Source organism: Paenibacillus sp. sgz302164 (assembly GCF_056120505.1).
Window position 1 is genome coordinate 1 of sequence record NZ_JBVYOL010000012.1, and the last position, 23,386, is coordinate 23,386.

At 51.7% G+C, this 23,386-nt stretch carries 11 protein-coding genes and 2 pseudogenes; 4 read left to right on the plus strand and 9 right to left on the minus strand.

Features of this window, described 5'->3' with window-relative positions; translation table 11 throughout:
- From AC0LWT_RS20050 to AC0LWT_RS20070, 5 genes and pseudogenes are all read right to left on the minus strand, one after another.
- Window positions 1–12,763 (minus strand): amino acid adenylation domain-containing protein (locus AC0LWT_RS20050; protein WP_474683038.1); only part of this gene is annotated, 12,763 nt, incomplete at its 3' end.
- 618 nt (window positions 12,764–13,381) lie between these two features.
- Window positions 13,382–13,891 carry an SRPBCC family protein gene (locus AC0LWT_RS20055; RefSeq protein ID WP_474683039.1) on the minus strand — a complete coding sequence of 170 codons (510 nt, stop codon included), beginning with the start codon at window positions 13,889–13,891 and terminating at the stop codon, window positions 13,382–13,384.
- Between the two features lie 200 nt (window positions 13,892–14,091).
- The gene (locus AC0LWT_RS20060) at window positions 14,092–14,889 is read right to left on the minus strand and encodes a DMT family transporter (RefSeq protein WP_474683040.1); all 798 of its coding nucleotides are present in this window, start codon (window positions 14,887–14,889) and stop codon (window positions 14,092–14,094) included.
- Window positions 14,890–15,247: 358 nt separating this feature from the next.
- Window positions 15,248–15,851: pseudogene (locus AC0LWT_RS20065) on the minus strand (DUF4062 domain-containing protein).
- Window positions 15,852–15,962: 111 nt separating this feature from the next.
- Window positions 15,963–16,333: pseudogene (locus tag AC0LWT_RS20070) on the minus strand (transposase); the annotation flags it as partial.
- A 65-nt stretch (window positions 16,334–16,398) separates the two neighbouring features.
- On the opposite strand from AC0LWT_RS20070, the gene AC0LWT_RS20075 reads away from it, so the two are divergent.
- Complete coding sequence (locus AC0LWT_RS20075; RefSeq protein WP_474683258.1) at window positions 16,399–16,581, plus strand: transposase family protein; 183 nt, start codon at window positions 16,399–16,401, stop codon at window positions 16,579–16,581.
- Between the two features lie 226 nt (window positions 16,582–16,807).
- Here the strand turns inward: AC0LWT_RS20075 and AC0LWT_RS20080 are convergent, their stop codons facing one another.
- On the minus strand, window positions 16,808–18,250 hold the full coding sequence (locus AC0LWT_RS20080; protein ID WP_474683041.1) for an NAD(P)/FAD-dependent oxidoreductase: 1,443 nt from the start codon (window positions 18,248–18,250) through the stop codon (window positions 16,808–16,810).
- A 259-nt stretch (window positions 18,251–18,509) separates the two neighbouring features.
- Window positions 18,510–18,869 (minus strand): 4'-phosphopantetheinyl transferase family protein, encoded by a 360-nt coding sequence (locus tag AC0LWT_RS20085; protein WP_474683042.1) that lies wholly within the window; start codon window positions 18,867–18,869, stop codon window positions 18,510–18,512.
- 314 nt (window positions 18,870–19,183) lie between these two features.
- Here AC0LWT_RS20085 and AC0LWT_RS20090 point away from each other — a divergent pair, with 314 nt between their 5' ends.
- Together AC0LWT_RS20090 and AC0LWT_RS20095 are read left to right on the plus strand one after the other, a co-directional pair.
- Window positions 19,184–19,465 (plus strand): hypothetical protein, encoded by a 282-nt coding sequence (locus AC0LWT_RS20090; protein WP_474683043.1) that lies wholly within the window; start codon window positions 19,184–19,186, stop codon window positions 19,463–19,465.
- Between the two features lie 553 nt (window positions 19,466–20,018).
- Window positions 20,019–21,248 carry a serpin family protein gene (locus AC0LWT_RS20095; RefSeq protein ID WP_474683044.1) on the plus strand — a complete coding sequence of 410 codons (1,230 nt, stop codon included), beginning with the start codon at window positions 20,019–20,021 and terminating at the stop codon, window positions 21,246–21,248.
- A 147-nt stretch (window positions 21,249–21,395) separates the two neighbouring features.
- Here AC0LWT_RS20095 and AC0LWT_RS20100 read toward each other — a convergent pair whose 3' ends face one another.
- Both AC0LWT_RS20100 and AC0LWT_RS20105 read right to left on the minus strand, forming a co-directional pair.
- Window positions 21,396–21,767 (minus strand): DMT family transporter, encoded by a 372-nt coding sequence (locus AC0LWT_RS20100; RefSeq protein ID WP_474683045.1) that lies wholly within the window; start codon window positions 21,765–21,767, stop codon window positions 21,396–21,398.
- Window positions 21,767–22,318: a TetR/AcrR family transcriptional regulator gene (locus AC0LWT_RS20105; protein WP_474683046.1), complete on the minus strand. Its 552-nt coding sequence runs from the start codon at window positions 22,316–22,318 to the stop codon at window positions 21,767–21,769. The genes AC0LWT_RS20100 and AC0LWT_RS20105 overlap by 1 nt, the downstream gene beginning before the upstream one ends.
- Before the next feature lie 819 nt (window positions 22,319–23,137).
- Here AC0LWT_RS20105 and AC0LWT_RS20110 point away from each other — a divergent pair.
- Window positions 23,138–23,356, plus strand: a complete 219-nt coding sequence (locus AC0LWT_RS20110; RefSeq protein ID WP_474683047.1) for a hypothetical protein — start codon at window positions 23,138–23,140, stop codon at window positions 23,354–23,356.
- Window positions 23,357–23,386: the final 30 nt, after the last annotated feature.

Here is a 23,386-nt window from a genome sequence, read left to right on the forward strand (position 1 = left end):
AACTTTCCCCGGCGATCCTCTCATCCTGCATGAGGATGACCCGTTCATGCCCAAGATCCGGGTAAGCGCGGTCGGCCAGTACCGCCGCGGCTTCCGCGTTATGCAGAATATATGCCTTGCGGCTCGGCGGGTAATCCGGATCGACCGGCACGTAAGCCGCCCCCGCCTTGAGGATGGCGAGCATCCCGGTGATCATGTCGGTTCCGCGACCGGCCACCAGGGCCACATGATCCCCGCTGCGCACACCGTGCCGCACCAAATGCCGCGCCAGCCGGTTTGACTCCGCCTCCAGCCGCGCATAGGTCAGCGTCCGGCCTCCATGCCGGACCGCCGCATGGTCCGGCGTTCTTGCCGCCTGTTCCTCGAACAGCCCGTGCAGCGTCTTCCCCTCCGTGTAGGCAGCCGCAAGCTCGTACGCCGGAGCATTCCATTCGCGGAGCAGCCGGTCCCCCTCCTCCGTCAGGATCAATGCCTCGCTGCCCAGAATCGGGTTCGCCTCGTCGCACAGCTCCTCCAAAATCCGCACATAGAGCGTGAATACCGTCTCCATATCCCGGTCGTAGAAGTAGCTCGGGGCATACTTGATTTGGACATTCATGTGCTCGCTGCTCCGATGCACCTCGACATCCAGCAGCGTGTTGGTCATCTCGGCACTTTCCATTTCAAGCCCCGCCGCTTCCTCCGGGCGGATGCCGTCACCTGCCGTACGGAAATTCAGAACATGGAAGTCCGTATAGTTGAACAAGGTGTCGAAAATCGGGTTAAGGGACGGATCGGATCTTTCTCCGACCATCCGTGCAATATCGCTAAGGAACACTTCATGGGCCTTCATCCGGTAGAGGGTATCCGCGACCTGGCGAAGCAGCTCCTGCTTGGTCTCCCTCTTGCCGATGCGCATCCGCATCGGAAGCGAATTCAGGAAGCATCCGAGTATGCGGTCCCCGTCGTCCACAGCCGGACGATCATGGGAAACGACGCCGGTCACGATATCCTCTTCGCTCGTGATGACGCGCAGCAGGTAGAGATGGGCGCCGAGACACAAGTCCCTCACGGTGCAGCCATAAGCTTTGGCCCCCTCCTCCAGCTTGCGTACGAGCCCGGATTCCACCGTTTTATTGATAATGGCGCTTGGCGCCGTGCTTGAGCGCGGTTTGCGCGCAATATTGAACGGCAGCTTGCCGCGCGTGCAGCCGGCGAGGAACTCTCTCCAGAATTCCGTCGTCTTCCCGTCCGCTTGCTTGTAAGCGTTCAACGCCACGTATTCCTTGTACGAGCTGCGGAGCGGAGGCAGCTCGAAGGATCGCGGAAGGGCATCCTGCTGTGCAGCGGCGAGCCGGTTGTACAGTTCCATAAACTCCTGCTGGAACACAGCCACGCTCCAGCCGTCGAGCGCCGCATGATGGAAGGACAGAAGGATCACCGCTTCCTCCGCTCCAATCCTGAACACCCGAAGCCTCCACAGCAGCCCGTCGTCCGTCAAATATTTGTCGGCCAGGTCGGCATGCCGCCGCTCTTCCATATACTGCCGCTGAGCCTCTACCGGCAAATGCATGATGTCCTCTACCGACAGATCCGGCTCCACCTGCTTGTACACCAGCTGAAGAGGCTCGGAGAACCGGACGGTATCGAACACGGTCCGGAGGATGGCATGCCTGCCCATCAGCGCGAGGGTGGTTTGCCGGATCAATCCGGCATCCAGCCGGTGAATCCGCGCGGTGAAAAAGAACTGGTCGTGATAGATCGGCTCATCCGGCTTCAGCTTTGAGTAATAGACCATACTCTGCTGGATTTTGCTCAGAGGATAGAAATCCTCGATTCCCTGCAGCAGGTACCGCTTCATCGCCGGTTCATCCCGGAACCGATCCTGGAGTGCCTCGATGAGCCCCAGCCCTCGCGCCATCTCCTCTGACCCGCTGCCGCTTCCGGACTCCTCCATACAGCGGGCAAACTCGCCGATGGTTTGGTAGACATACAAGTCTTGCAGACGGGCCTGAGTCCCGAACACCTGATGAATCCGGTTGGACAGGCGAATCAATTTAATCGAGTCCCCGCCCATCTGGAAGAAATTGTCCTGGGTCCCTACTTGACCCGCTCCAAGCACCTCGCTCCAGATTTCCGCCAGCTTCCGCTCCGTGCTGCTTTGAGGCGCCACATAGGCTTCCGCCCTTGCCGCCGCCGTGTCGGGAACCGGCAGCGCCCTCCTGTCCAGCTTGCCGTTAGGCGTCAGCGGCAGGCGTTCCATGGCGACAAAGTAGGCAGGAATCATATACTGCGGCAGTCTCTGGGCCAGATGTGCCCTAAGCTCATATCCCGTCATCTCGGCCTGGGCAGCAACGTATGCAACCAGATAGCTCGTCCCGGTTTCATCGGTCCGGTCGATCACGACCGCTTCCCGAACCCGCTCATGGCGCAGCAGAGCTTCTTCAATCTCACCCGGCTCGATCCGGTTGCCCCGGATCTTGACCTGGTGGTCCATCCGGCCGAGGTACTCCACATTCCCGTCCGGCAGCCAGCGGGCCACATCGCCGGTGCGGTACATTCGCCCCTCTCCTGTGAACGGATCGTCTACAAACTTCTCCGCTGTAAGCTCCGGGCGGCCCAGATACCCCCTGGCGAGGCCGACCCCGGCAATGCACAGCTCGCCGGGGATGCCTGCGGGGAGCAGATGCAGGTTCTCATTCACCACATACAGGCGGATATTGTCAATCGGCTTTCCGATCGGAATGCGTTCCAGCCCCGGTGTGCAATCGAACGAAGTGACGTCCACCGTCGCTTCGGTTGGCCCGTACAAATTCACAAGCCGGATGCCGTCTTCGCCAAGGCATGCGTAGAACCTGTCCGCAAGCTGCTTCGGAAGCGCCTGGCCGCTGGCAAACACTTGCTTCAAGGAAGCCATGCCCTGTACCACATCCGGGTGTGCTTCCAGATAATCCAGGAACGCTCCCAGCATGGGCGGCACGAAGTGCATGGTTGTCACCCGCTGCTTCGCAATGACAGCCGCGATGACAGCCGGATCCTTCTCTCCTCCCGGCGGCAGGAGGCACAAGCCGGCACCGTACCAAGACCACCAGAACAGCTCCCATACCGACACATCGAAACTGATCGGCGTCTTTTGCAGAACGAGATCCCCTTCGCCGAGTCCATACTCCTTCTGCATCCAATGCAGCCGGTTGATGACCGAACGGTGCTCAATCATGACGCCCTTCGGCCGTCCGGTGGAGCCGGACGTGTAGATGACGTAGGCGAGATGGTCCGGTCCGCTAACGGGTATCGGATTGTCCATGGGCTCATCGCTGAAAACATCGCCCTGCAGATCAAGTACGGTGCCGTCGAACACGTCAGCTGCCTCAATGGCCAACTGCCCGGTCAGCAGCACCTTCGTCTCGCTGTCCTCCAGAATGTAGCGGATACGCTCCGCCGGATACGACGGATCGACCGGCAGGTAGGCCCCTCCCGCCTTCAAAATACCGAAGATCCCCACCATCATATCGAGCGTGCGTTCCGTCATCAGGCCAACGATCGTATCTGCCTGAACGCCGCAGCCCCGAAGCTTGTTCGCAACCTGATTCGCTCTGGCATTCAGCTCGGCATAGGTCAGCTTCCGGCCCTGCTCATCGGTTACGGCCGCCGCATCCGGTGTCCGCGACGCCTGTTTTTCGAACAAGGCATGGATCGTTTGCTCACGCGGGTACCCGGACTCCGTCCGGTTGAATACTTCCAGAATTTCATGCCGCTCCGGGGTCGTCATGATCTCCAAATCTTTCAGGAGCCCATCCGGCTCCCTCACCACAGACCTGAGCACCTCAAGAAAGTGGGTGGCCATACGCTCCGCAGTTTCCCGCTTGAACAGCCGGACGGCATACGCAAGACTGCCTTGCAGCCCGCCCTGTTCTTCCGTCAGCGTAAGGGTCAGATCGAATTTGACCACTCGCGAATCGATCTCATAAGAGCTAAGGACAAGTCCCGGAGCCGACAATTCGTCCTGCTCCATATTCTGAAGCACGAGCATCACATCAAATAACGGGCTGCGGCTCAAATCCCTGCGCACCTGCACCCGTTCCACCAGCTCCTCGAACGGATAGGCTTGATGGACGAACGCTTCCACCGCCCGCTCCCCTACTTCGGAGAGGAAGGCACGGAAAGACTTGCCGCCTTCCGGATAGTTGCGCAGCGCCAGTGTGTTAACAAACATGCCGATGAGAGGTTCCACATCGGGATGCTCACGGCCGGCCACCGGGCTGCCCACCACGATATCCGGCTGCCCCGAATATTTGAACAGCAGCATATTGAAGGCTGCGAGCAGCGTCATGTACAGCGTAGTTCCCGTCTCCCGGGCCAGCTCCTGCAGCCTCTGAAGCAGCCCCTGATCGATCCGGAAGGACACCGTATCCCCTTCGAAGCTTTGTGCAGGGGGACGGGGGTAGTCCGTCGGCAGCTCCAAGACCGGAACCCCATCCTGGAAGCGGTCAACCCAGTACTGCCGGTGCAGCTGCATCGCGAGCTGGGCTATAAGCTCCTGCTGCCAGACCGCATAGTCTTTGTATTGAACGGGAAGGGGCGGCAGTTCTTGCCCCTGATAGTATTGAATAAACTCCCGGGCCAGAATACCCAGCGACACGCCGTCCGAGATGATATGATGCATATCGAAGAGCAGCAGATGCCGGTCCGGCTCCAACCGGACCAGCCCGGCCCGGAGCAGCGGCGCCTGAGACAGATCGAACGGCCGGATAAAGCCGCGAAGGAGATCCGGCTCCGCCTGATCCATCACCGGGATGGAAAATGCGGAGAAAGGCACCGCTTCATAGATCCGGGCCATGACATTCCCGTCCTTCATTTCGAATCCGGTCCGCAGCGATTCATGACGGGCGATCAGCCGCTGGAGGGCCTCCTGGACCCGGATGCGGTCCAACGGACCGTCCATCTGCAGAGCCCCCGGCATGTTATAGCTCAGCCCGCCGCCATCCAGGTGACTGATCAGGTAGATGCGCTTTTGGGCGGAGGAAACCGGATAGTACTCTCTCTCCTCTGCAAGGGGGATCGGGGTATAACCGCTGCGGTTTGCAGCGTCGATCACCCGGGCCATGCCTTCAATGGTCGGATACCGGAACACCTCTCTCAACGGGAGCTCCATGTTCAATTCTTTGTAGATTCGTCCGATTAAGCTTGCCGCCGATAAGGAATGACCGCCGAGTTCAAAGAAGTTATCCCTCACTCCAATGTCCTGGCGCTTTAATATGCTCTTCCAGATTTCCGCAAGCCGGTCTTCGGTCTCATTGCGCGGAGCCACGTACACCGCTTCGCTCTGAACCGCATGCTCCGGCTTAGGCAGCGCTCGGCGGTCCACCTTGCCGTTGACCGTCAGCGGCAGTCTGTCAAGCTGTACGATGAAGGACGGGATCATATAGGCAGGCAGTTCCTCAGCCAGCGCGCTTCTAATTTCTCCCGAGGTGAGCCCGGATTCCGCCACAACATACGCGCATAAGTACTTCGCTCCCTCTTCATCGTCGAGCGCCAAGACGACCGCCTCCGTTATGGACGGGGTATCCAATAACCGGGATTCCACCTCGCCAAGCTCAATCCGGTATCCCCGGATCTTCACTTGATGGTCCATGCGGCCCAAGTATTCCAGCGTGCCGTCCGGCAGCCATCGCGCCAAATCGCCTGTGCGGTACATCCTTTCGCCGGGCTGAAGCGGATGATTTACAAACTTCTCGGCCGTCAGCTCGGCACGGTTTACGTACCCCCGGGCGAGACCGGCCCCGCCTATGCACAGCTCCCCTGCCGCTCCTACAGGCAGCAGGTGCCCGTTTCGGTCGATAACGAAGATGCTTGAATTGGCTATAGGTCTGCCGATCGGTGGCAGGTTCGGGAGAAGCGGATCCTTGCCTTGCATCCTGTGGGAGGTCACCACATGGGTTTCGGAAGGACCGTAATGATTGTGCAAAGTCACCTCATGCTCCAACAAATAAGCGCGCAGATTCGGATGAATCACTAACTGTTCCCCGGCCACGACAATATGCCGCACACGGCCTTGGGAGAGCGTCTCCAGATACCGCTTCTCCGAAGCCAAATATTTGAGATAAGCGGTTGGAAGGAATACGATATCCGCGCCGGTTTCCACCACAGATTCGACGAACTCCCTCGGCTGCCGCTTCCGGTCTTCTCCAACAATATGCAGCTCGGCGCCTCCAAGAAGCGCAGTGAACATCTCCTGATAGCACACATCGAAGCCCATCGCAGCAAATTGAAGAACCTTCGAAACCCCCGCTTCCACAGGGATGCTTTCCTGCTGCCACTGCAGCAAATTGATGAGGGTCCGGTGCTCGATCAGTACACCCTTGGGGGTTCCCGTGGATCCCGACGTATAGATCACATACAGGGCATCGCCTGAGCTGGCACCAATGGTCAGATCCGAAGCCGGCATACTCCTCGAACGGGAGATGGCCTCCTCTGCCGCTACTGCCTCTACATCGCCCAGAACGGCCTCCGGCAGGGAAAGCTCCGTCAACACAAGTGCAGGTCTACTATCCCTCAGCATATGCCGTATACGTTCGGCCGGAGTAGACGGATCGATGGGGAGAATAGCCCCGCCTGCCTTTAACACGCCGAGCACAAACTGAATATAACGCACGGACCGGGGCAGAAGCAGAGCAACGATCCCTTCCGGTCCGATGCCCTGGCTCTGAAGGAAGCGCGCCAGTTGATTCGACTGTTCATTTAGCTCGCGGTAGGTCAAGGCTTCCCCGTCCGAGACCACCGCAAGGGCATCCGGCATCCGTTCCGCCTGCTCCCGGAACAGGGCATGAACGGTCTTCTCCTTCGGATAAGGGACTGCCGTGTTATTGAAAGATTCCTGCTGCAGGAGGATCTCCTGCTTCGTCATCAGCTCCAGGTCGCCGACAACCCGGTGCGGGTCGTTCACCACTTGCTCCAGGATGTGGATCAGGTGTCCGGCCAATCTCTGCACAGCCGTCTCCTCATAGACACTGCCGTTGAATTGAAATTGAACCGACAGCTCTTCGCCCGGAAGCACGATGAGGTTCAGATCATAGTTGGTTTGCTCCCGCACGGTAAAGCCCCCAAATGCCAGATGGACATCCGGATGTTCCCCCATTGGGCCGAGTCCTTCGGTCAGCGGGTAGTTCTCGAATACAAGAATGTGATCGATCAACGCTCCATTCTGCGGAACCTTGGCCTGGATCTCGTACAGCGGATAAGCAAGGTAGGCTTGGGAACTCAGCGCCTGCTCCTGCGTTCTGCGCATCACTTCAGATATGCTTTCCTCCATCCGGCACACGATGCGAACAGGGATCGTATTGATACAAAGACCGACCATCGCTTCAATCCCCGGAATTTCCGGCGGTCTTCCCGAGACTACGCTCCCGAATACCACATCCTGCCTCCCGGTATACATTTGCAGCAGCACAGCCCAAGCGGTTTGCAAAAGGGTATTCATCGTCACGCCGTTACGCTGGGCGGTCCCGTTCATCCGCTCCGTCAAATCCCTGCCAAACCCGGCTTTGTACACTCTCGGATCGTAAGTGGACTGCTGCGCTTCATCGGGAGTCCGCTTCGGCAGGGACGACGAACCTTCATACCCCTCAAGGCAGGCCATCCAGTACTTCTCCGCCGCTTCCATGTCCCTTTGTTCCAGCCATGAGAGATACCGGTGATACGGCACGGCCGGAGGGAGTGCGGGTTCGTTCCGCTTGAGATAACAGGCGTATAAAGTGAAGAGCTCGCGGAAAATCAAAGGCAGACACCAGCCATCGAGAAGAATATGATGATGGCTCCACAGCATTTGATATGTCGCGTCTTCCTTGCGCAGTACGGTGACCCGCATCAGCGGATCCCTGCTGAGCTCGAATCCTCTGGCCCGGTCCCGGGCGATCAGGTCATCTATACACGCCACCTTCTCTTCCTCGTTCATGCTGCGGATATCCTCATACTGGAAGCTGATCTCTTTCGTCCGAAATACCACCTGCACCGGTTCTTCCCTTCTGCCGCTGTAGAAGTTCGTTCTCAGCACATCATGCCGCTCGATCACCGCATTCCAGCTTCTGCGGAGGAGCTCGATGTCCAGGCTTCCCTGCAGTTGGAGGCTGACTTGTTCTACATAAGCTCCGGGCTGGCCGCCGAGGAGAGAATGGAACAGCATGCCTTTTTGCATCGGTGTCAACGGGTACACATTTTCGATCTCACCGAAAGGCCGGCACTGTTCCGTCAGCTCCGCTACCTCTTCCAGCGTCATATCCTTGATTAACAGATCACTCGGTGTTAATTCGGAGTAACTCCTCTCCATGCAGTGGCCAATCACTTCGCGAAGTGCCGTCTGCAGCCGTTCAGCCAAGCGCTCGATCGACGTACTGCGGTACTGCTTGGAGCTGTAGCTGAGCGTTAGCGACAACCTGCCTGAAGTGACCGCGCAGTGGATATCCAGAGCGTACGGTCTTTCGGCATTCCCTCCGACCAGGCTGCCGCTGGAATAAGGCGATAGTTTGAGATTCAGCCCATGATTTTGCAGATCCTGATCGAACTGCCCCAGATAGTTGAAGCTGATCTCCGGTTTGGCGCAGAACCCCCACTTTTCTTTGCCCGTGGATAAGTACCTCAGGAGGCCGTACCCCACGCCCTTGCCCGGCACGCCCCGCAACTGCTCCTTCACCTTCTTGATCTGCTGCGAAAGGGGAAGCTCCGCTTCGTTCCTCAATACAACAGGGAAGATGCTCGTAAACCAGCCTACCGTTCTGGAAATATCGGTATCCTGAAGAAGGGCCTCTCGGCCGTGTCCCTCCAGATTGACCATGACTTCCTTGTGCCTGCTCCATTCCCCGACAGCAATTCCCAGCGCCGTTAACAGCAGATCGTTAACTTCGGTATTGTAAGCCCGATGCGCTTCTTTGAGCAGAAGCTCCGTTTCTTCCACCGTCCATTGGACCGTGAGAGCTTCGCTATCTTGAACCCGCGAGACCTCCTGCTCCATATCTTTGGGCAGTGCTTTAACCGGAGTGCGGTCCACCTCCTGCCAATAAGAGAGCTCCTCCAGCAGAGAATGAGAGTCCGCATAGGCCGTAAGCTTGTCCGACCAGACTTGGAACGAATCGGTTTTGAGCGGCAGTACCGGTTCCACACCGAGAAGAGCCTGCTCATACCCTTTGGCGAGATCTTCGAGCAAAATCCTCCAGGAGTACCCGTCGATCGCCAAATGATGGATGACGATGAGCAAATGGTCGCCATCCGCACATTGAAACAGCGCCAGCTTCATCAAAGGACCGGCACACAGGTTGAAGCCGCCCTGCAGCTCCGCCGCCTTCGCTTCGATGGTGTTCTCTGCAGACGCTTCCCCTCTGCAATCGATCACCTCCAGCGTGAAGAGATCCCCTTCCTCTGCGCTCCGAATCCACATCGTATTCCCCTGTCCATCCTGCCTCATGATCATGCGCAGGGCATCGTGATGCGTAACGATCTGCTGCATGGTTAGACGCAGTGCAGCTTCCTCGAATCGTTCCGGCCGGAACAAGAAGAGACTCTGGTTATAGTGATGAAGAGAATCTTTTGTTAGCTCCATGAACCTTGCGATCACAGGCGTCGGACAGACCTCGCCGGTAACTTCCCTCTGATCAGCCAGCCGGTTGACCGGTGTTAGTCTAGTGCTCATCTGCTCCAGCGTCGGATAGTGGAATACATCCTTCATTTCCAGCTTATAGCCGGCGGGATACAGCTTGGAAATCACTTGGAGGGATTGGATCGAATCCCCGCCCAGCTCAAAGAAGCTGTCCTTGACGCCGATTCTCTCCGTTCCGAGGACCGACTTCCATATCGAAACGAGCAAATGCTCCTCTGGCGTCCGGGGCGCCGCATACTCCACACCGGTCTGCCTGTAGCCGGCGGGTTCAGGCAGTGCTTTGCGGTCGAGCTTGCCGTTAACGGTTAACGGCATGCCGGGCAGCTGGATCAAATGGGCAGGGATCATGTGCCCCGGCAGTACAGCCGTCAGGCGGCTTCGGATTTCACTTGAAGCAAGCTCCCGGGCCGCCACGTAATACGCGCAGAGCTGCTTCTGGCCCCACTTGTCCTCTCTTGAGATGACCACCGCTTCCCTCACATCATCCACTTGAAGCAGCTGCGCTTCCACTTCACCGAGCTCGATACGGTAGCCGCGGATTTTGACCTGGTGATCCATCCGGCCGATGTATTCCACATTCCCGTCCGGCAGCCATCTGGCCAGGTCGCCCGTCCGGTACATCCGCTCCCCGGGCTTGAAGGGATTCTCCACGAATTTCTCTTCCGTCAGCTCCGGCCTGCCCAGATAGCCGCGTGCCAGTCCAGTGCCGGCGATACAGAGCTCTCCCGGTACACCGATCGGCTTCAGCTGCCGGTCTTCATCTACGATGTACAGCCGGGTGTTATCGATCGGCCTTCCGATCGGAATCCGCTCCAGCCCCGGTATGCAATCAAAATAAGTCACATCCACCGTAGCCTCGGTCGGACCATATAAATTCACCAAAGCCGCCCCGTTGCCGCCGGCGACGCGATAAAAACGATCCACCTGCTGCTTGTGCAGCGCTTCGCCGCTCGCAAATACCCGCTTGACGCCGGCAAGCTCCTCCGGGTTCCCCGCCGTTTCCATATGCCCGAGCCAGGCATTCAGCATGGAAGGCACAAAATGAAGTACCGTGACTCCGTAAGCAGCAACGGCCTGTGTAAGCACGGCCGGGTCTTTCTCGCCGTCCGGCTCCAAGAGGCACACGCCGGCACCGTAGAGTGACCACCAGAACAACTCCCATACGGAGACGTCGAAGCTAAGAGACGTCTTCTGCAGGATTACATCATGGGCGCCCAGCGGGTAACGTTTCTGCATCCAGGCCAAGCGGTTGACCACGGCCCGATGCTCAATCATGACCCCCTTCGGCCTTCCCGTCGATCCCGAGGTATAGATCACATAAGCGAGATCTTCCGGGCCGCCTGCCGGCTCAGGATTCCGTGCCGGAAGGCCGCCATCCGCTTCATCGTCCAGTTCCAGTACGATCCCTTCGAAATGGACGCCATCCAGGGACTCGGCCGAACCGAGCAGCAGACCTGCCCCGCTGTCCTCCAGCATGTAGCGGATGCGCTCCTGCGGATAGCCCGGGTCAAGGGGCAAGTAGGCAGCGCCGGCCTTCAAGATGCCATAGATGCCAGCCAGCATATCCAGCGAGCGGGGAGCCATCAACGCAACCACGCTGCCGGACCGCACGCCTTCAGCTCTGAGCTTCCAGGCCAGTCGGTTCGCCCTCGCATTGAGCTCCCGGTACGTAAGCTTCTGATCCTTATATACGGCAGCCGTCGCATCCGGCGATCTCACCACCTGCTGTTCGAACAAAGAAACCACCGTTTGGTCCGAAGGATAAGGCGTCAACGTTTCATTAAATTCATGAAGAATCCGCTGTCTTTCTTCCTTATGCATGATCTCGATATCCTTCAGCCGAAGCTCGCCGTTCTTAAGCAGCTGATCCGTAAGGAATTGAATGCGCTCATTCATCAGGATAATCTCTTGTTCTGTGAACATCTCTGTTTTGTAGTCGTACATGAGAATGAGCTTCCGTTCATGTCGCTCCCCAATCAGTAACGTCAGGGATTCGGTTTGCTGTCCGGTATGATGCCAGTTGGTCACAATAGGGATTCCGTTAAGCTCCGGAATGAAGCGGTAGTTCAGGAAATTAAGGCCGTATTCGAACAATTGATTCAGTTCGGGATGTTGTTTTTTAAGCAAAGGAATCAGGAGGTCATAGGGATATTTCTGGTGAAAATAGCAGCGTTTGAGTTCATCGTGAACGGAGCTGAATAGCTGGCGGAGAGGCACGTCGGTATCACTTGTGAGTCTGACAGGCATCGTACTCGTACACATCCCGAACATAGCCCGCTCTTCCCTGCTAGACCGGTTGAATACGGGCGTACCCAATACTAGATCGGTACACTGCTGCACTTGGCTGAGGTAAATATAGAGGACCGTCATAAAAAAGGAAGGAATTGAAATATTGTTCTCTTGAATGAATTTCCGTACGCCTGCATCCTGCTCATCCGAGAGGACAAAGTAACTTCTTCTCGCAGCGGTGGAATCGCTCGGAGCGGGGAGCCTTTCCGGCAGCGGCGTGAAGGTTTTCTGCCAAAAGTTACTGCTCTTTACCCGCCGGCTGGAGTCCAGATAGCTCCGCTCGCTCTCCATATACCGCAGGTAAGAACCTTGGGGAGCGGGTGATTGAGGGAGCTGATCTTTACCGTCCGGCTGGCCGACAGTCCGAAGGTATTCATTCCAGATATAGTCAAGGAATAAGGTTGTCGACCAGCCGTCCGCAATGATGTGATGAAACTTCGCTATAAACCCCCTTCGCTCTCCGATTTCATAGAAATAAAATTTGAACAATTCACAGTTGAACAGGTCCATCTGGAACGCTTCCTTGCGGGATACGAGAGCTTCCAGCGGATCTTCAGCGCCTACCGGCCGGTCGAGCTGCACTCTTTCCACCGGCTGCAGATCCGCCTCATCGTCAATATACTGTCTGATCTCACCGTCCACCAGGATCAACCGGATGCGCAGGCTATCCTGATTCTCGATAAACTTACGGATGGCCTGCTCCATGACATCAAATCGGACGGCTTGTTGGGTCTCGCTGCTGATCACAATCAGATTCAAATTCGACTGGGGATATTTACTTTCCGTATACCAAATTCGGCTCTGCGGATGGGTTAGGGGAAAAAGCGTTCTTCGTTTCAAACGGGTCATTTGAAGCATGCACTCCCTTGTTTTTCGAATATATCATCTTATGGGTCAAGATGATCGAAAACCATTGTTTCTCATATTTCTCTTTTTTTAGGTGATATTAATTAATGTAGCATATCTTTTATATATAATCTACTTATGCGAATTCAAAATCTAGCTGCTTGTGGTTTGACACTGCGGGTGGGCAAGCACAAATTGATCAATCTTTGGGCTGAGTTTAAGAGTAACTTAATCCCAATGTTACCTATGTTATAACTAGACAGTCCAATTCTATGAATTTAAAAACGCCAATATCCATCCCCATGGTTTGGATATTGGCGTTTTTATAATTTAGATGACTTCTTTTCTCTTATATAAATACACGTATAAAATAAATCCGGTTATTGCGCATAATGCTGCACATAATCCAATGAATCCGTAGCCGGGCCAGCGCGAAACATGCTTCGTGTGAGATGTTATCTCCAGGGAACGTACTGTACAAAGCAATCACAATCGGGATGACGGACAATAACAGCATCACCAGATACATCCCGCGCCAATCCAGCGTGTGGCCAGCAATCGGTTCACCGAATCTTCTCTATAACGAAAAAAAGGGCGTCCTAGTGGACGCCTTCAGTTAGTTTAGTTCCTTCGCTCTGTCAAATATTGTTCAAGCTGATCGAAGGTTCCTCCGAAGCCCTGCTCCATGGATTCGAACATGCCCTCAAAGAAGCTTCTCTCTTCATCAGTTGCGTTTATCGGTCCGCTGCACAAGGTCATTGTGGTAATACCGTTATTTTCACTAAAGGTTACCGCATTGCGTATTTCCAGCGGGATCAAATCGCTAAATGGAGCCCGGACAATGTTACCCGCCTCATCTGAAAAGCTGTTGACCCAGACAATCTTTTCGAAAGCTTCGATTTCCTGATACACGAATTTACCCCACATTTGATTACCATCAGGAGATTGCATGTTGTAGTGGAAAAAACCTCCCGGACGGAAATCCAATTGCGCAACATTTATTTCAAATCCTTTCGGTCCCCACCAGCGTTTCAGGTGCTCTGCCTCAGACCATGCTTTGAAAACAACCTCGCGCGGCGCATTGAGTACACGTGTTATGACTAACTCCTTGCCTTCTGATTTTGCTGTCATATCCATTCCTCCATTTCACAAAATGAATCCCTGATTAAAATATACTCCAATCGGAATATTCCTGTCAAGGAATATTCATCTACGCAATAAAGGGATACCATTAAACTTCAAGTAGAATTTTTACTCCTGTTAAGCCCCGTCCTCTCTCCGCCAACTTCACCTATCCATGTGGAGCCCAATAGCAAGACAGCTCCGATCAGCTACTGCAAAGTCATCAACTCTCCTACAACCAGAGCTGATATCACTAATGAGGTTAGGGGATCGATATAACTCAATACGGCGATGCTTTGGCCTTGTAGTCCTTTCATTCCGGCAAAGAATAGATGAAATCCAACCCCGCCATGAAGGATACCTAGCACGAGCATCAATGCAACCGCGTCACCGGTGACAGAAAAGATTTTGAAGCCACTCGTGAACAGCATAAATGGGAGCAACATCGCCACCGATAAGCCAAGCTGCAGAAGAGTATTTGCCAGTCCGTCCAGGTCCCGAATAAACTTGTTGACCAGCGTCAAAACGGCATAGAAGCCTGCCGCGACGAGTCCGAAGCCGATACCTAGCAGATGATGTCCGGTTGTTTCCATCCTGCCGTTTTGCAAAACGAAGAACAGACCAAGCAAAGCAATAGCGACGCATACCGCCTTTTTGAGCGACAGCTTTTCTTTCAAAACGAAGGGTGAGCATATAATAACCAGAACAGGCGCAAAATAATAGCTCAACGCCGCATTTGCAATTGTTGTTTCCTTGTACGCCTGAAACAGAAAAATCCAGTTGCCGCTCAACGCCACGCTCGCAATGAACAGAGCAGCCGCATTCTTCTTCACCTTCCGCCACGACACTTTCTGCTTCGTCCACACGAAGACGACAAACAGCAACAGGCTGCCGATCAAGCTCAAGAGCAACGCGATTTCTCCGGATGACATGTTGATATATTTGGCAAACACGCCAACTGCGCCGAATATGATCATCGACAAGATGAAATAAATTTTTTCCTTCATTTATTATTCCCACTTTCTACCAATATGATGATGAGACCAATGAGATAGTCTCCCCTTACATACAGTAGAATCTATGGCAGGACCAGCAACATTCATGTAGTTACCTTGACAGTAGATTCTACTGTTGTGGTACTACCGGTGGAGCAATAAAATTATACATTTGATTCCCTCCTTCATGGACTAATGCGTTCATTTTTGAATTCTGTTGTGCTATAGTGTATCATCCTTTGCCCTACAGAAACATTTCAGAGAACAATTTTATTTGACCTGATTGAGCAAAAAAATGGACAGTACCGTCCCTCTCGAAAACGGATGTCCACATATGATGTGTAACGCTATATGAAATTACAGTTCCATATCATTGATTTACTCTTTTATTTTTCTCTAACTCAGCATTTAATTTAGCATTCTCTCTCAACAAACTTGCATTCTCTTCCAATAACTTTTGTACGTCTGGTACATCCTTGCCGGAAATCCAGCCATGCAAATCGTCTCTTCCTGCATACTCCGGCAATTTTTCATGAATAACCCACTTAATGTGCCGTTCATTTTCAGCATAAAACGTGGGTATTTCTTCCATTACTGATTGCTTAAACTCTTGGTACTTCTGATAGCTATCCATTACTACAAAATCGTCTGGCTTTTGTCTTAATGCTTCATCTGTGATAACAATAACAAATCTAGGTTTGCCAACTTCTCCGGCATAATCATATTCCCAATGAGTATAACTCTTCGATTCATCAGGAAGCATTGAACCATAAAGTCCTCCGAGTATTAGGATATAAACGTCAGATTCATAGATCCATCTCTTAATAGTTTCCATATGATGACCTTCTTTGAAGAAAAGCTCTACTCCAGCAGGAATGTGACCGGCATTAACAACAGCTTGTACAGCGGGCTTGACGTTCTTCAATCAGGTCAGTAAAAGTAGACGATATGAAAACTTGTAATTTTTTTCTCATAGGCCACCTACATGAAATGAAATTAATATAAATCGTACCATTGGCTCGCTTTATTTGTCAAAAAATATCCAGAAACATATTTGGCTCGACCTTAAAATCAGTGCTTGACGGCTAAGTCCCCATGCGATGCCGATTGCACTCCAGTAGGATACCGTCTTTGTAGTGCGACGATTGCGCGTAAAGTAACGACGACGCTGGAAAGCCTTAATGCGATTATGCCGGCCTTCTACTGTCGCGTTGGTCCATCTGCAACGATGATAGTTGACGATTTCCACCTTCCAGTTTCGCATCGTTTTTAAGGTGCTTCGAACTGCCGGATGGTCGATTCGATCCCCATGCGCACACCAACGTTCAAAACCAGATTCGGCGATGGTAACGCTCGGCGAAAAGTTGTACCAAGTGGTGAAGGCTTCTTTCCATTCCCATACGCTGCGCAAGAGCGGGGAATAGCCAAGCAAAATATGAAGACGATTGCCAGATTCTGTTTGTCGATCACAATGAACTTCATATCGACGCCACTCCCGTCGCCCATCTTCAAAGCTGCCCAATCTGCCTGTCGGTGCAGCACGTGATTCGCAAAGGTACCAATGGGACGCGAACCGTACGCCATCTGTCAGTCTTCAATAGGAAATCCTATCTGCACGTACCGGCGATTCGTTTGTTCTGTACGACTTGTCATGCCGGATGGGAATTACAACAATACAGGAGTGGCAGGAATCAAGTGGCTTAGACTGTTCAAGTCGCCCAGTGCCAATAACAAAAGCCCTCCATGGATGAGGGCTTTTAGCATTTATTTAAATTTCTGGCCGAGGTACTCGGAGAAATCCGGAACCTTTACAGTTATATTGACCAGCACTACCGCATACAGCTTTTAAATAATATTTACCGGCACCTACTGTAACAGTTGCAGCATTGACAGCTTGCCGATTCTCCAGTACTTTTAGTACCTCGTTCTTTTAATTTTGTTTTGCTGCCTTATAGAATTTACAAAGCATCTTCAAAATGATCAGGTCTTTACTAGAAGCATCAAGCAATCCCGCAGGCGGTGTGTAAACAGGATCTAGATCTTTAGCAAACTTTTCATATTCGGATTGCAAATTATACTCGATCTGATTATGCCACCCGACTGGAATTCGCCAACCGCTTTCATATCCGGTAGCAAGCGTATGCGCTACTGTTTCCGAAATGACCTCTTCACGGGAAAAAGGTTGAATAGGTTTACGCACTGGCTTAAATAGCTCTAAGTCGAAATCAGCTGGCTCGCCACTTATAAGTTTGGCCATCTCTCGAGACAAATAAGGCGAGAGCGTTAACCCATCACGAAATGTCCCCGTCATAATCCAGAGACCATTAAGATCCGTTTCGCCAATAAGAGGAAATCCATCGAGGGAAACGGGGCGATTCCCAACTTGCAGACGACTCATCCGTCCTTTCGACAAATCCCGCCGAATTTGGCGGTATGCGCATTCAAGAAGAAATACGACATCTTCTAACATAGGCGAGTCTACAGCTCTCGGAGAAATAATGTTTGTAGCTCCGACATATACTTCTCCCCTGCTGCGTGGAAGGATATGCAATCCGCATGAAAAAGCTCGGTTAGGCGTCCTAATTACAGAGTTTGGCGTAGTTCCATCCATCGTACTTACTAATGCTGAAACACCGTACCCGCTGACCAGTCGAGGGATACGTGCGGCAACATCAGGGACAGTATCCAACAAGGTTTGGGACTTGACACCCGCCGCTATTACGATTTTATCACAAATCAGACGTTCTCCAGAATTGAGAACTAAGGCTTCAACACGGCCATAATTCCTTTCGATCAGGACGCCTAATTCAGAAATCAAAGTTCCACCAAGAGAAATAAAGGACTCTTCCAATTTTCGAAAAAGTTGGGTGGTGTTTACTGCATGTTCATTCGGTATATATACGGCTTTAGTGGGACGTGAACCAGATTCCGGGTCAAGCCAATGAATATCGGTTGGATTAATATCCTCAAATGGCTCACCATACTCCTTCAGCGACTCACGAATGGCCTCGAAGTTGTCATCATCGATTTTCGAGTAACCAACGGTATTATGGATAACGAATGTTCCGTCGGCTGCACGAATGTCAGAAACACTAAGATTATCTTCCAATTCGTTTAGCCAATCGTTCCATAATCCGGTAGCACGTACCGCAAGATCGTGTTTCATGCGTCCGTATTTACTCTTTAGAAGAGTACTCGTTACTTCACCGAAGCTCCCTAGCATTGCGCCTGCAGCCGTCGATGCTGCCCATGGCCGATGGGATTCGCCAACTAATGCTACACGTAATTTCCTTCGAACCAGCGTAAGTGCCAGTGATAGTCCTAAAACACCATTTCCCACAACAACAACGTCATATACCGGATTTTTTGACATACATTCTTTACCTCTTTCCACGTTATTATTTGTCCACGCACCACCCGAATTTTGTGCCGTAGTTAGGCTAGATAATGCCTGGACTTTCGGGTTTCGAACAAAACATAATATTAACTGCATTTTTCATAAAAGAAATCAGATGCAAAGGAATGGATTCCTCCGGCAAGCAATCCAGATGTCCCCACTCTCTAGTAGAGAACAATCGTCTAGCAATCTCGAAGTCAATCGGTTTCATTTCTTCGATATCAACGCCAATAGGCTATTGGTCTATTGCGCAAACCACCCAATTCCCTGAATGGGATACATTAAACTCCAAGAGTCCATTCGAAAGAATCGGTTTAACGTACTCATTGCTGTCTATTCGAATATTTTGGTTTCGAAGCGAAAGCTTTTTAGACACGACCACACGAACCAATAATTCGGCAGCAAAAGACCTATAGTAACCCTCCTTTCTTCTGAAACTGCTTAATCCAATTCTTCTCTTACTCGTGATGTATGGAAGAAACAAGGATAGAATCTCCTCGGCAGGTGAAGCGCTTAGATCAACGGCATATAGATTCATTTCTGCACCCTGGTGTTTATTCTCTATCACGGTCAAATAGTGAAAGAGCGCTTTCATTGTTGTCGACTTTAATAGCGGCACTACACAAAGGAATAATCACTATTATTCTTATTCGACATTACCACAATTTCCAAGAAAAGGATGCGCCCTACTCTCATAGTATCTCTCTACTTGCCCATCGTCAAGTTCATTTTGGCGCTTAAGCTGGAGTTCTCTAAACCGCAGATCGGCCATCTGTTTTCGCTCGTTCATGGCATCATCCTTTGTGCCGGTCGTAAGAATATCACCCAACTCTGCAATGCTGCAGACAGGGTCGTCAACTGAACAATGTGACGAACTTCTTGAATCATACTCCTTGGTGTGTAAATCGGATGCAACGCAGAAGAATGCAATTTGTACTCGAGAAGATTCGGGCTAAGCAATTGAAGGAGAGTGATTTGAAACGGCTTGTGTTTCTCATCGTCGACGACACTTGTTGCAAGAAAGACAAGTCGACCAAGAAGATGGAGGCGCTTAGCTTCCAGTATTCGCATGAAGACGAAAAGTCCGTCTGGTGCCACAATCCGGTCACCGCTCATGAAGTCAGCAACGGAGGTTCTTTTGCGTGGGATTTCCGTCCGTACGAGCAAATTATTGATCCAGATAGTAAATGAAATTAGTGAAGAGTTGGAACGGAACCGGGAAAAAGCAATAACAACGCTAATTGCGGAATATTGGGATATTTTGCAATCGTCTGAATTATTGAATATTTTCTATGAAAATGATGTGGATTGTTTTCAAAAAAAGTACTTTGCCCATATAGAAGCTCTCATTCGCAATTACTTCAATGCCTACTCTCTTTCTGATATGTAGTTAAACTTATTGATGTGATATCGAGATATTTCTTTTCACGTTCGTTTGAATATGATGATACTACTGGGGTTGTCTTCAGTGGATTCGGAGAGAATGAATTGTTCCCATCAACAGTTGCTTATATAATGGACAACATGCCAACGGTCATGATAAATGCACTCGTGGGTCTAGAGAAACAGTATTACCTTAAAGAATCAGTATTTAACAGGTTCAATTGTGTTTGATAGTTCTAAATTGGCATCCCGACAATCTTGGCTGATGAGCAAGTATACAGCCGATACGCAAGCAACATTACCGTTCTCATCTCCGTCTGTAAATGTATTAGAGACCAATCAGCACAAGGAGATGAATGGGATGTCGGCAAAACATGTGCTCATCGTTCTGGCCCTTTCGGCGCTTTTGGCGTCATGCGAAAAACCGTCCATACTTTCGTTTGAAAAACGGGCCGAGGCCGCTTCGAAGCTGGATCCGAAAATCGTAAAGGCACAAAATGCTTTTGGCCTGAAGCTCCATAGGCAAATGGCGCTTGAGGAAAAAGATACTAATGTTTTTGTATCCCCAACCAGCCTATCGACGGCGCTCGCTATGACGTATAACGGAAGCGACGGAAACACGAGGAAAGCTATGGCCCAAACGTTAGGCTGGGAGGAATTGCCGCTCGCGGAGCTCAACGAGGGCTACAAAACGATGAATCATTTGCTTGAACAACCCGGCCAAGGAGTGGAATTGAATATCGCCAATTCACTTTGGATCAGAAAAGGAACGCGTCTTGCAAAACCTTTCGTGCAAGCCGCCCGCAACGATTTTGCAGCCTCTGTCGAGGAGTTGGACTTTGGCAGCAAAACAGCGCACGAAACCGTAAATAAATGGGTGAAAAAGCAAACTCAAGGCAAGATTCCCGCTATTCTAAACAAGCCGCTAGAGCCTGAAGATAACCTGGTGCTGGTTAACGCCATTTATTTTAACGGGAGTTGGAAAGATGAATTTTCGCCTTCCTCCACCAGAGAAGAAGCTTTTAGACTTGCCGACGGTTCTACCAAAAACGTTTCCATGATGTCCAGGACGGGCAGGTACGAGTACGCGGAGGAGGACGGTTTTCAGGCGATCCGGCTGCCTTACGGCGATGGCCAAATGGATATGCTCGTCATCCTGCCGGATGAAAAAACCCCTCTGTCCGCTTTGCACGAACGCTTGTGGTCCGACGCATCCCGGTGGCAGAAGCCCTTCAAGGAAAGGACCGGTGAAATCCGACTGCCAAGCTTTAAGCTGGAATACGAAAAATCGATGGATCAGGCGCTGCAATCGATGGGCATGGCGGTCGCCTACGATGCCGCCCGCGCAGAATTCCCCTTAATCGCTCCCGGTATCAACCATGTGATCGGCCAGGTCATGCACAAAACCTATCTTGAAGTCAACGAGAAAGGTACGAAAGCTGCCGCGGTTAGTTCCGTATCGATGAAAGCCACCTCGGCGGAAATCCCTTTGGACCCGTTTAACATGAACGTGGACCGTCCGTTCTTTATCGCGATTGAAGACAGGCAGACGGGAGCGTGGCTGTTTATCGGATCCATTTACTCCCCGTAGCCCGGCCCCTCTTCTTCTTTGGCGAAAATAAAACCAGCGGCAGTCTAAGACCGAAAAATAAAGCCTTAGACTGCCACTGGTTTATTAAACTTCCAACGTCTCCCTTTTGTTAAGAATAGTCAGCCTTTCATCCCCTTGGTGCTTCACTTATTTCTGAACAATTGAGCTTGCAGATTCTGTCGTACCTTTTGCCTCGCCGTGTCCGGCGCCGAATAAGTTTAAAATCACTACCCCAATAACAATCAATGCGATCCCGACGATGCTTCCTGTGTTTATTTTTTCTTTCCAAATCAAGACAGAAATAAGCGCCGTTGCTACTGCCCCTACTCCTGACCAGATCGCGTAAGTCATGTTTAAAGGAAGTGTTTTGAGAGCAAGCGAGATAAAATAGAACGAGGTAACAAAAGCAACAATCGTGAATAGAGTCGGATATAGTTTAGTAAATCCTTGCGATGCCTTAAGCATCGATGTACCGATCAATTCACCGATGATAGAGATTGCCAAAAATAAATATGCCATTATTTTCCCTCCTGGATACTTGCTTTTAACTGCTCAATTACCTTTTGCCTGAGATCTGCTTGGGGTGGAGCCAGCCCAAACATTTCAGCAAACCAAAGACCATCAATTGCTAAACGAACAAGCGTAGCACGAACAGGGTCTAGTTCATCATTCTCGATTTTAATCTGAATCTCAGAATATGCTTGCTGCAGCCGTTGCAGCATCTCCGGATTAGTAAAGTGCGCAGCTGAGATCGCCGTATAAAGATCGTTCGCATCGCTCTCTCCGGAAACTGATGTTTCGATATAGGACCTCGTCCACTTCCCTTTAGACTGTAGATCGCCATTGGCCCTCATATTAAACCCTTCGAGAAAGTGATTGGATAACTGCTCGATCACACCTAGAATTAAGGCATCTTTATTAGGGAAATGATATAGCAATCCCCCTTTACTGATGCCCGCCTTTTGGGCAACAGCCTCTAATGTCAGCTTTTCCACCCCTTCTTCATTTACAATTTGCGAAACCGTTTTAAGGATCAGTTCTCTCTTTAGATCTTTTTTTCTTGTTTTCATTTTATATATCACCCTCACTCATTATACCGTCTGGACGGTTTTATTTCAAGTTAATTATATTTCACCACCTTCCCCCTCGCCAGGCGGCAGTCTACAACTGCATGGCCAGCATTTCCCTATTATCACTTATAGGATTGACGTTCCTTTTTTTGGCAAAGGCGAATTCTTAGTCCAAAAGGAAGTGAAAGGCCGCCGATTCTGCCGGCAGCCTTGGATGAGCATACATAAGTTTAACCTTTAGTACTTGCATTACATCAAGTATCTTCCTGTAACAGACGAATCAGTCGGCGCCTGTTTGGATCTGCAGTCGCCTGCGAAAGCTTTGCCGTCAAAGATACGGTGCAGCCAGTTCGATAGGCAATTGGCGGACCGCACCCGCAAAGCCTGCGAAAGTGCAGGCTTTTTCCATGAAAGTAGCTCGTTTTGGCGAAAAGCCTGCGATTGTGCAGGAATTTTGGATGAAAATGGCACTAAACTCGTGTATGAGCTGAAAAACCTGCATTTTGCAGGAATTTCTCTCGGCCGGCGCATCGACGTGTGAAAAACTGCACTATTGCAGGCTTTCTCCACGATGTCCGGCATCTTGCGCTGCCTCCGGTGTGCAAGCCGCTTCTCCGTCGCTCCAGTTTGCCGCCAAGGACACGGTGCAGCCAGTTCAATAAGCAGTTAGCGGTACGCAAGCCGCAAAGTGAAGAGAACTTCAACATGGACCTATTGGCCGTCCCTTTAAATGTCATGTTTTTGTCGACCGGGCACGGAATAGCCAAAAGTTTCATATCATGGCATCAAGCCACATAACGATGACAAGGCGGGGATGGCATGTTGGCGAACGAATGGCGGCAACCCGAAGCCGTCGGAAATGTCGGAAATGTCGGAACGGTATGGCCGCCTGGGATTACCGGCGTCAAGATCTATGGGAGCCTTCCTCCGGGAGTGCATTTTATCGGACCGGAATATGGTTACCACCCTGTTCCGTATCACATGATTGCACCCATGTATCTTGGCTTTCCGGGTGTCGGCACGTATGTATATTTTTAGAAAAATAAAGGCTGCCGGGCGCCCGGCAGC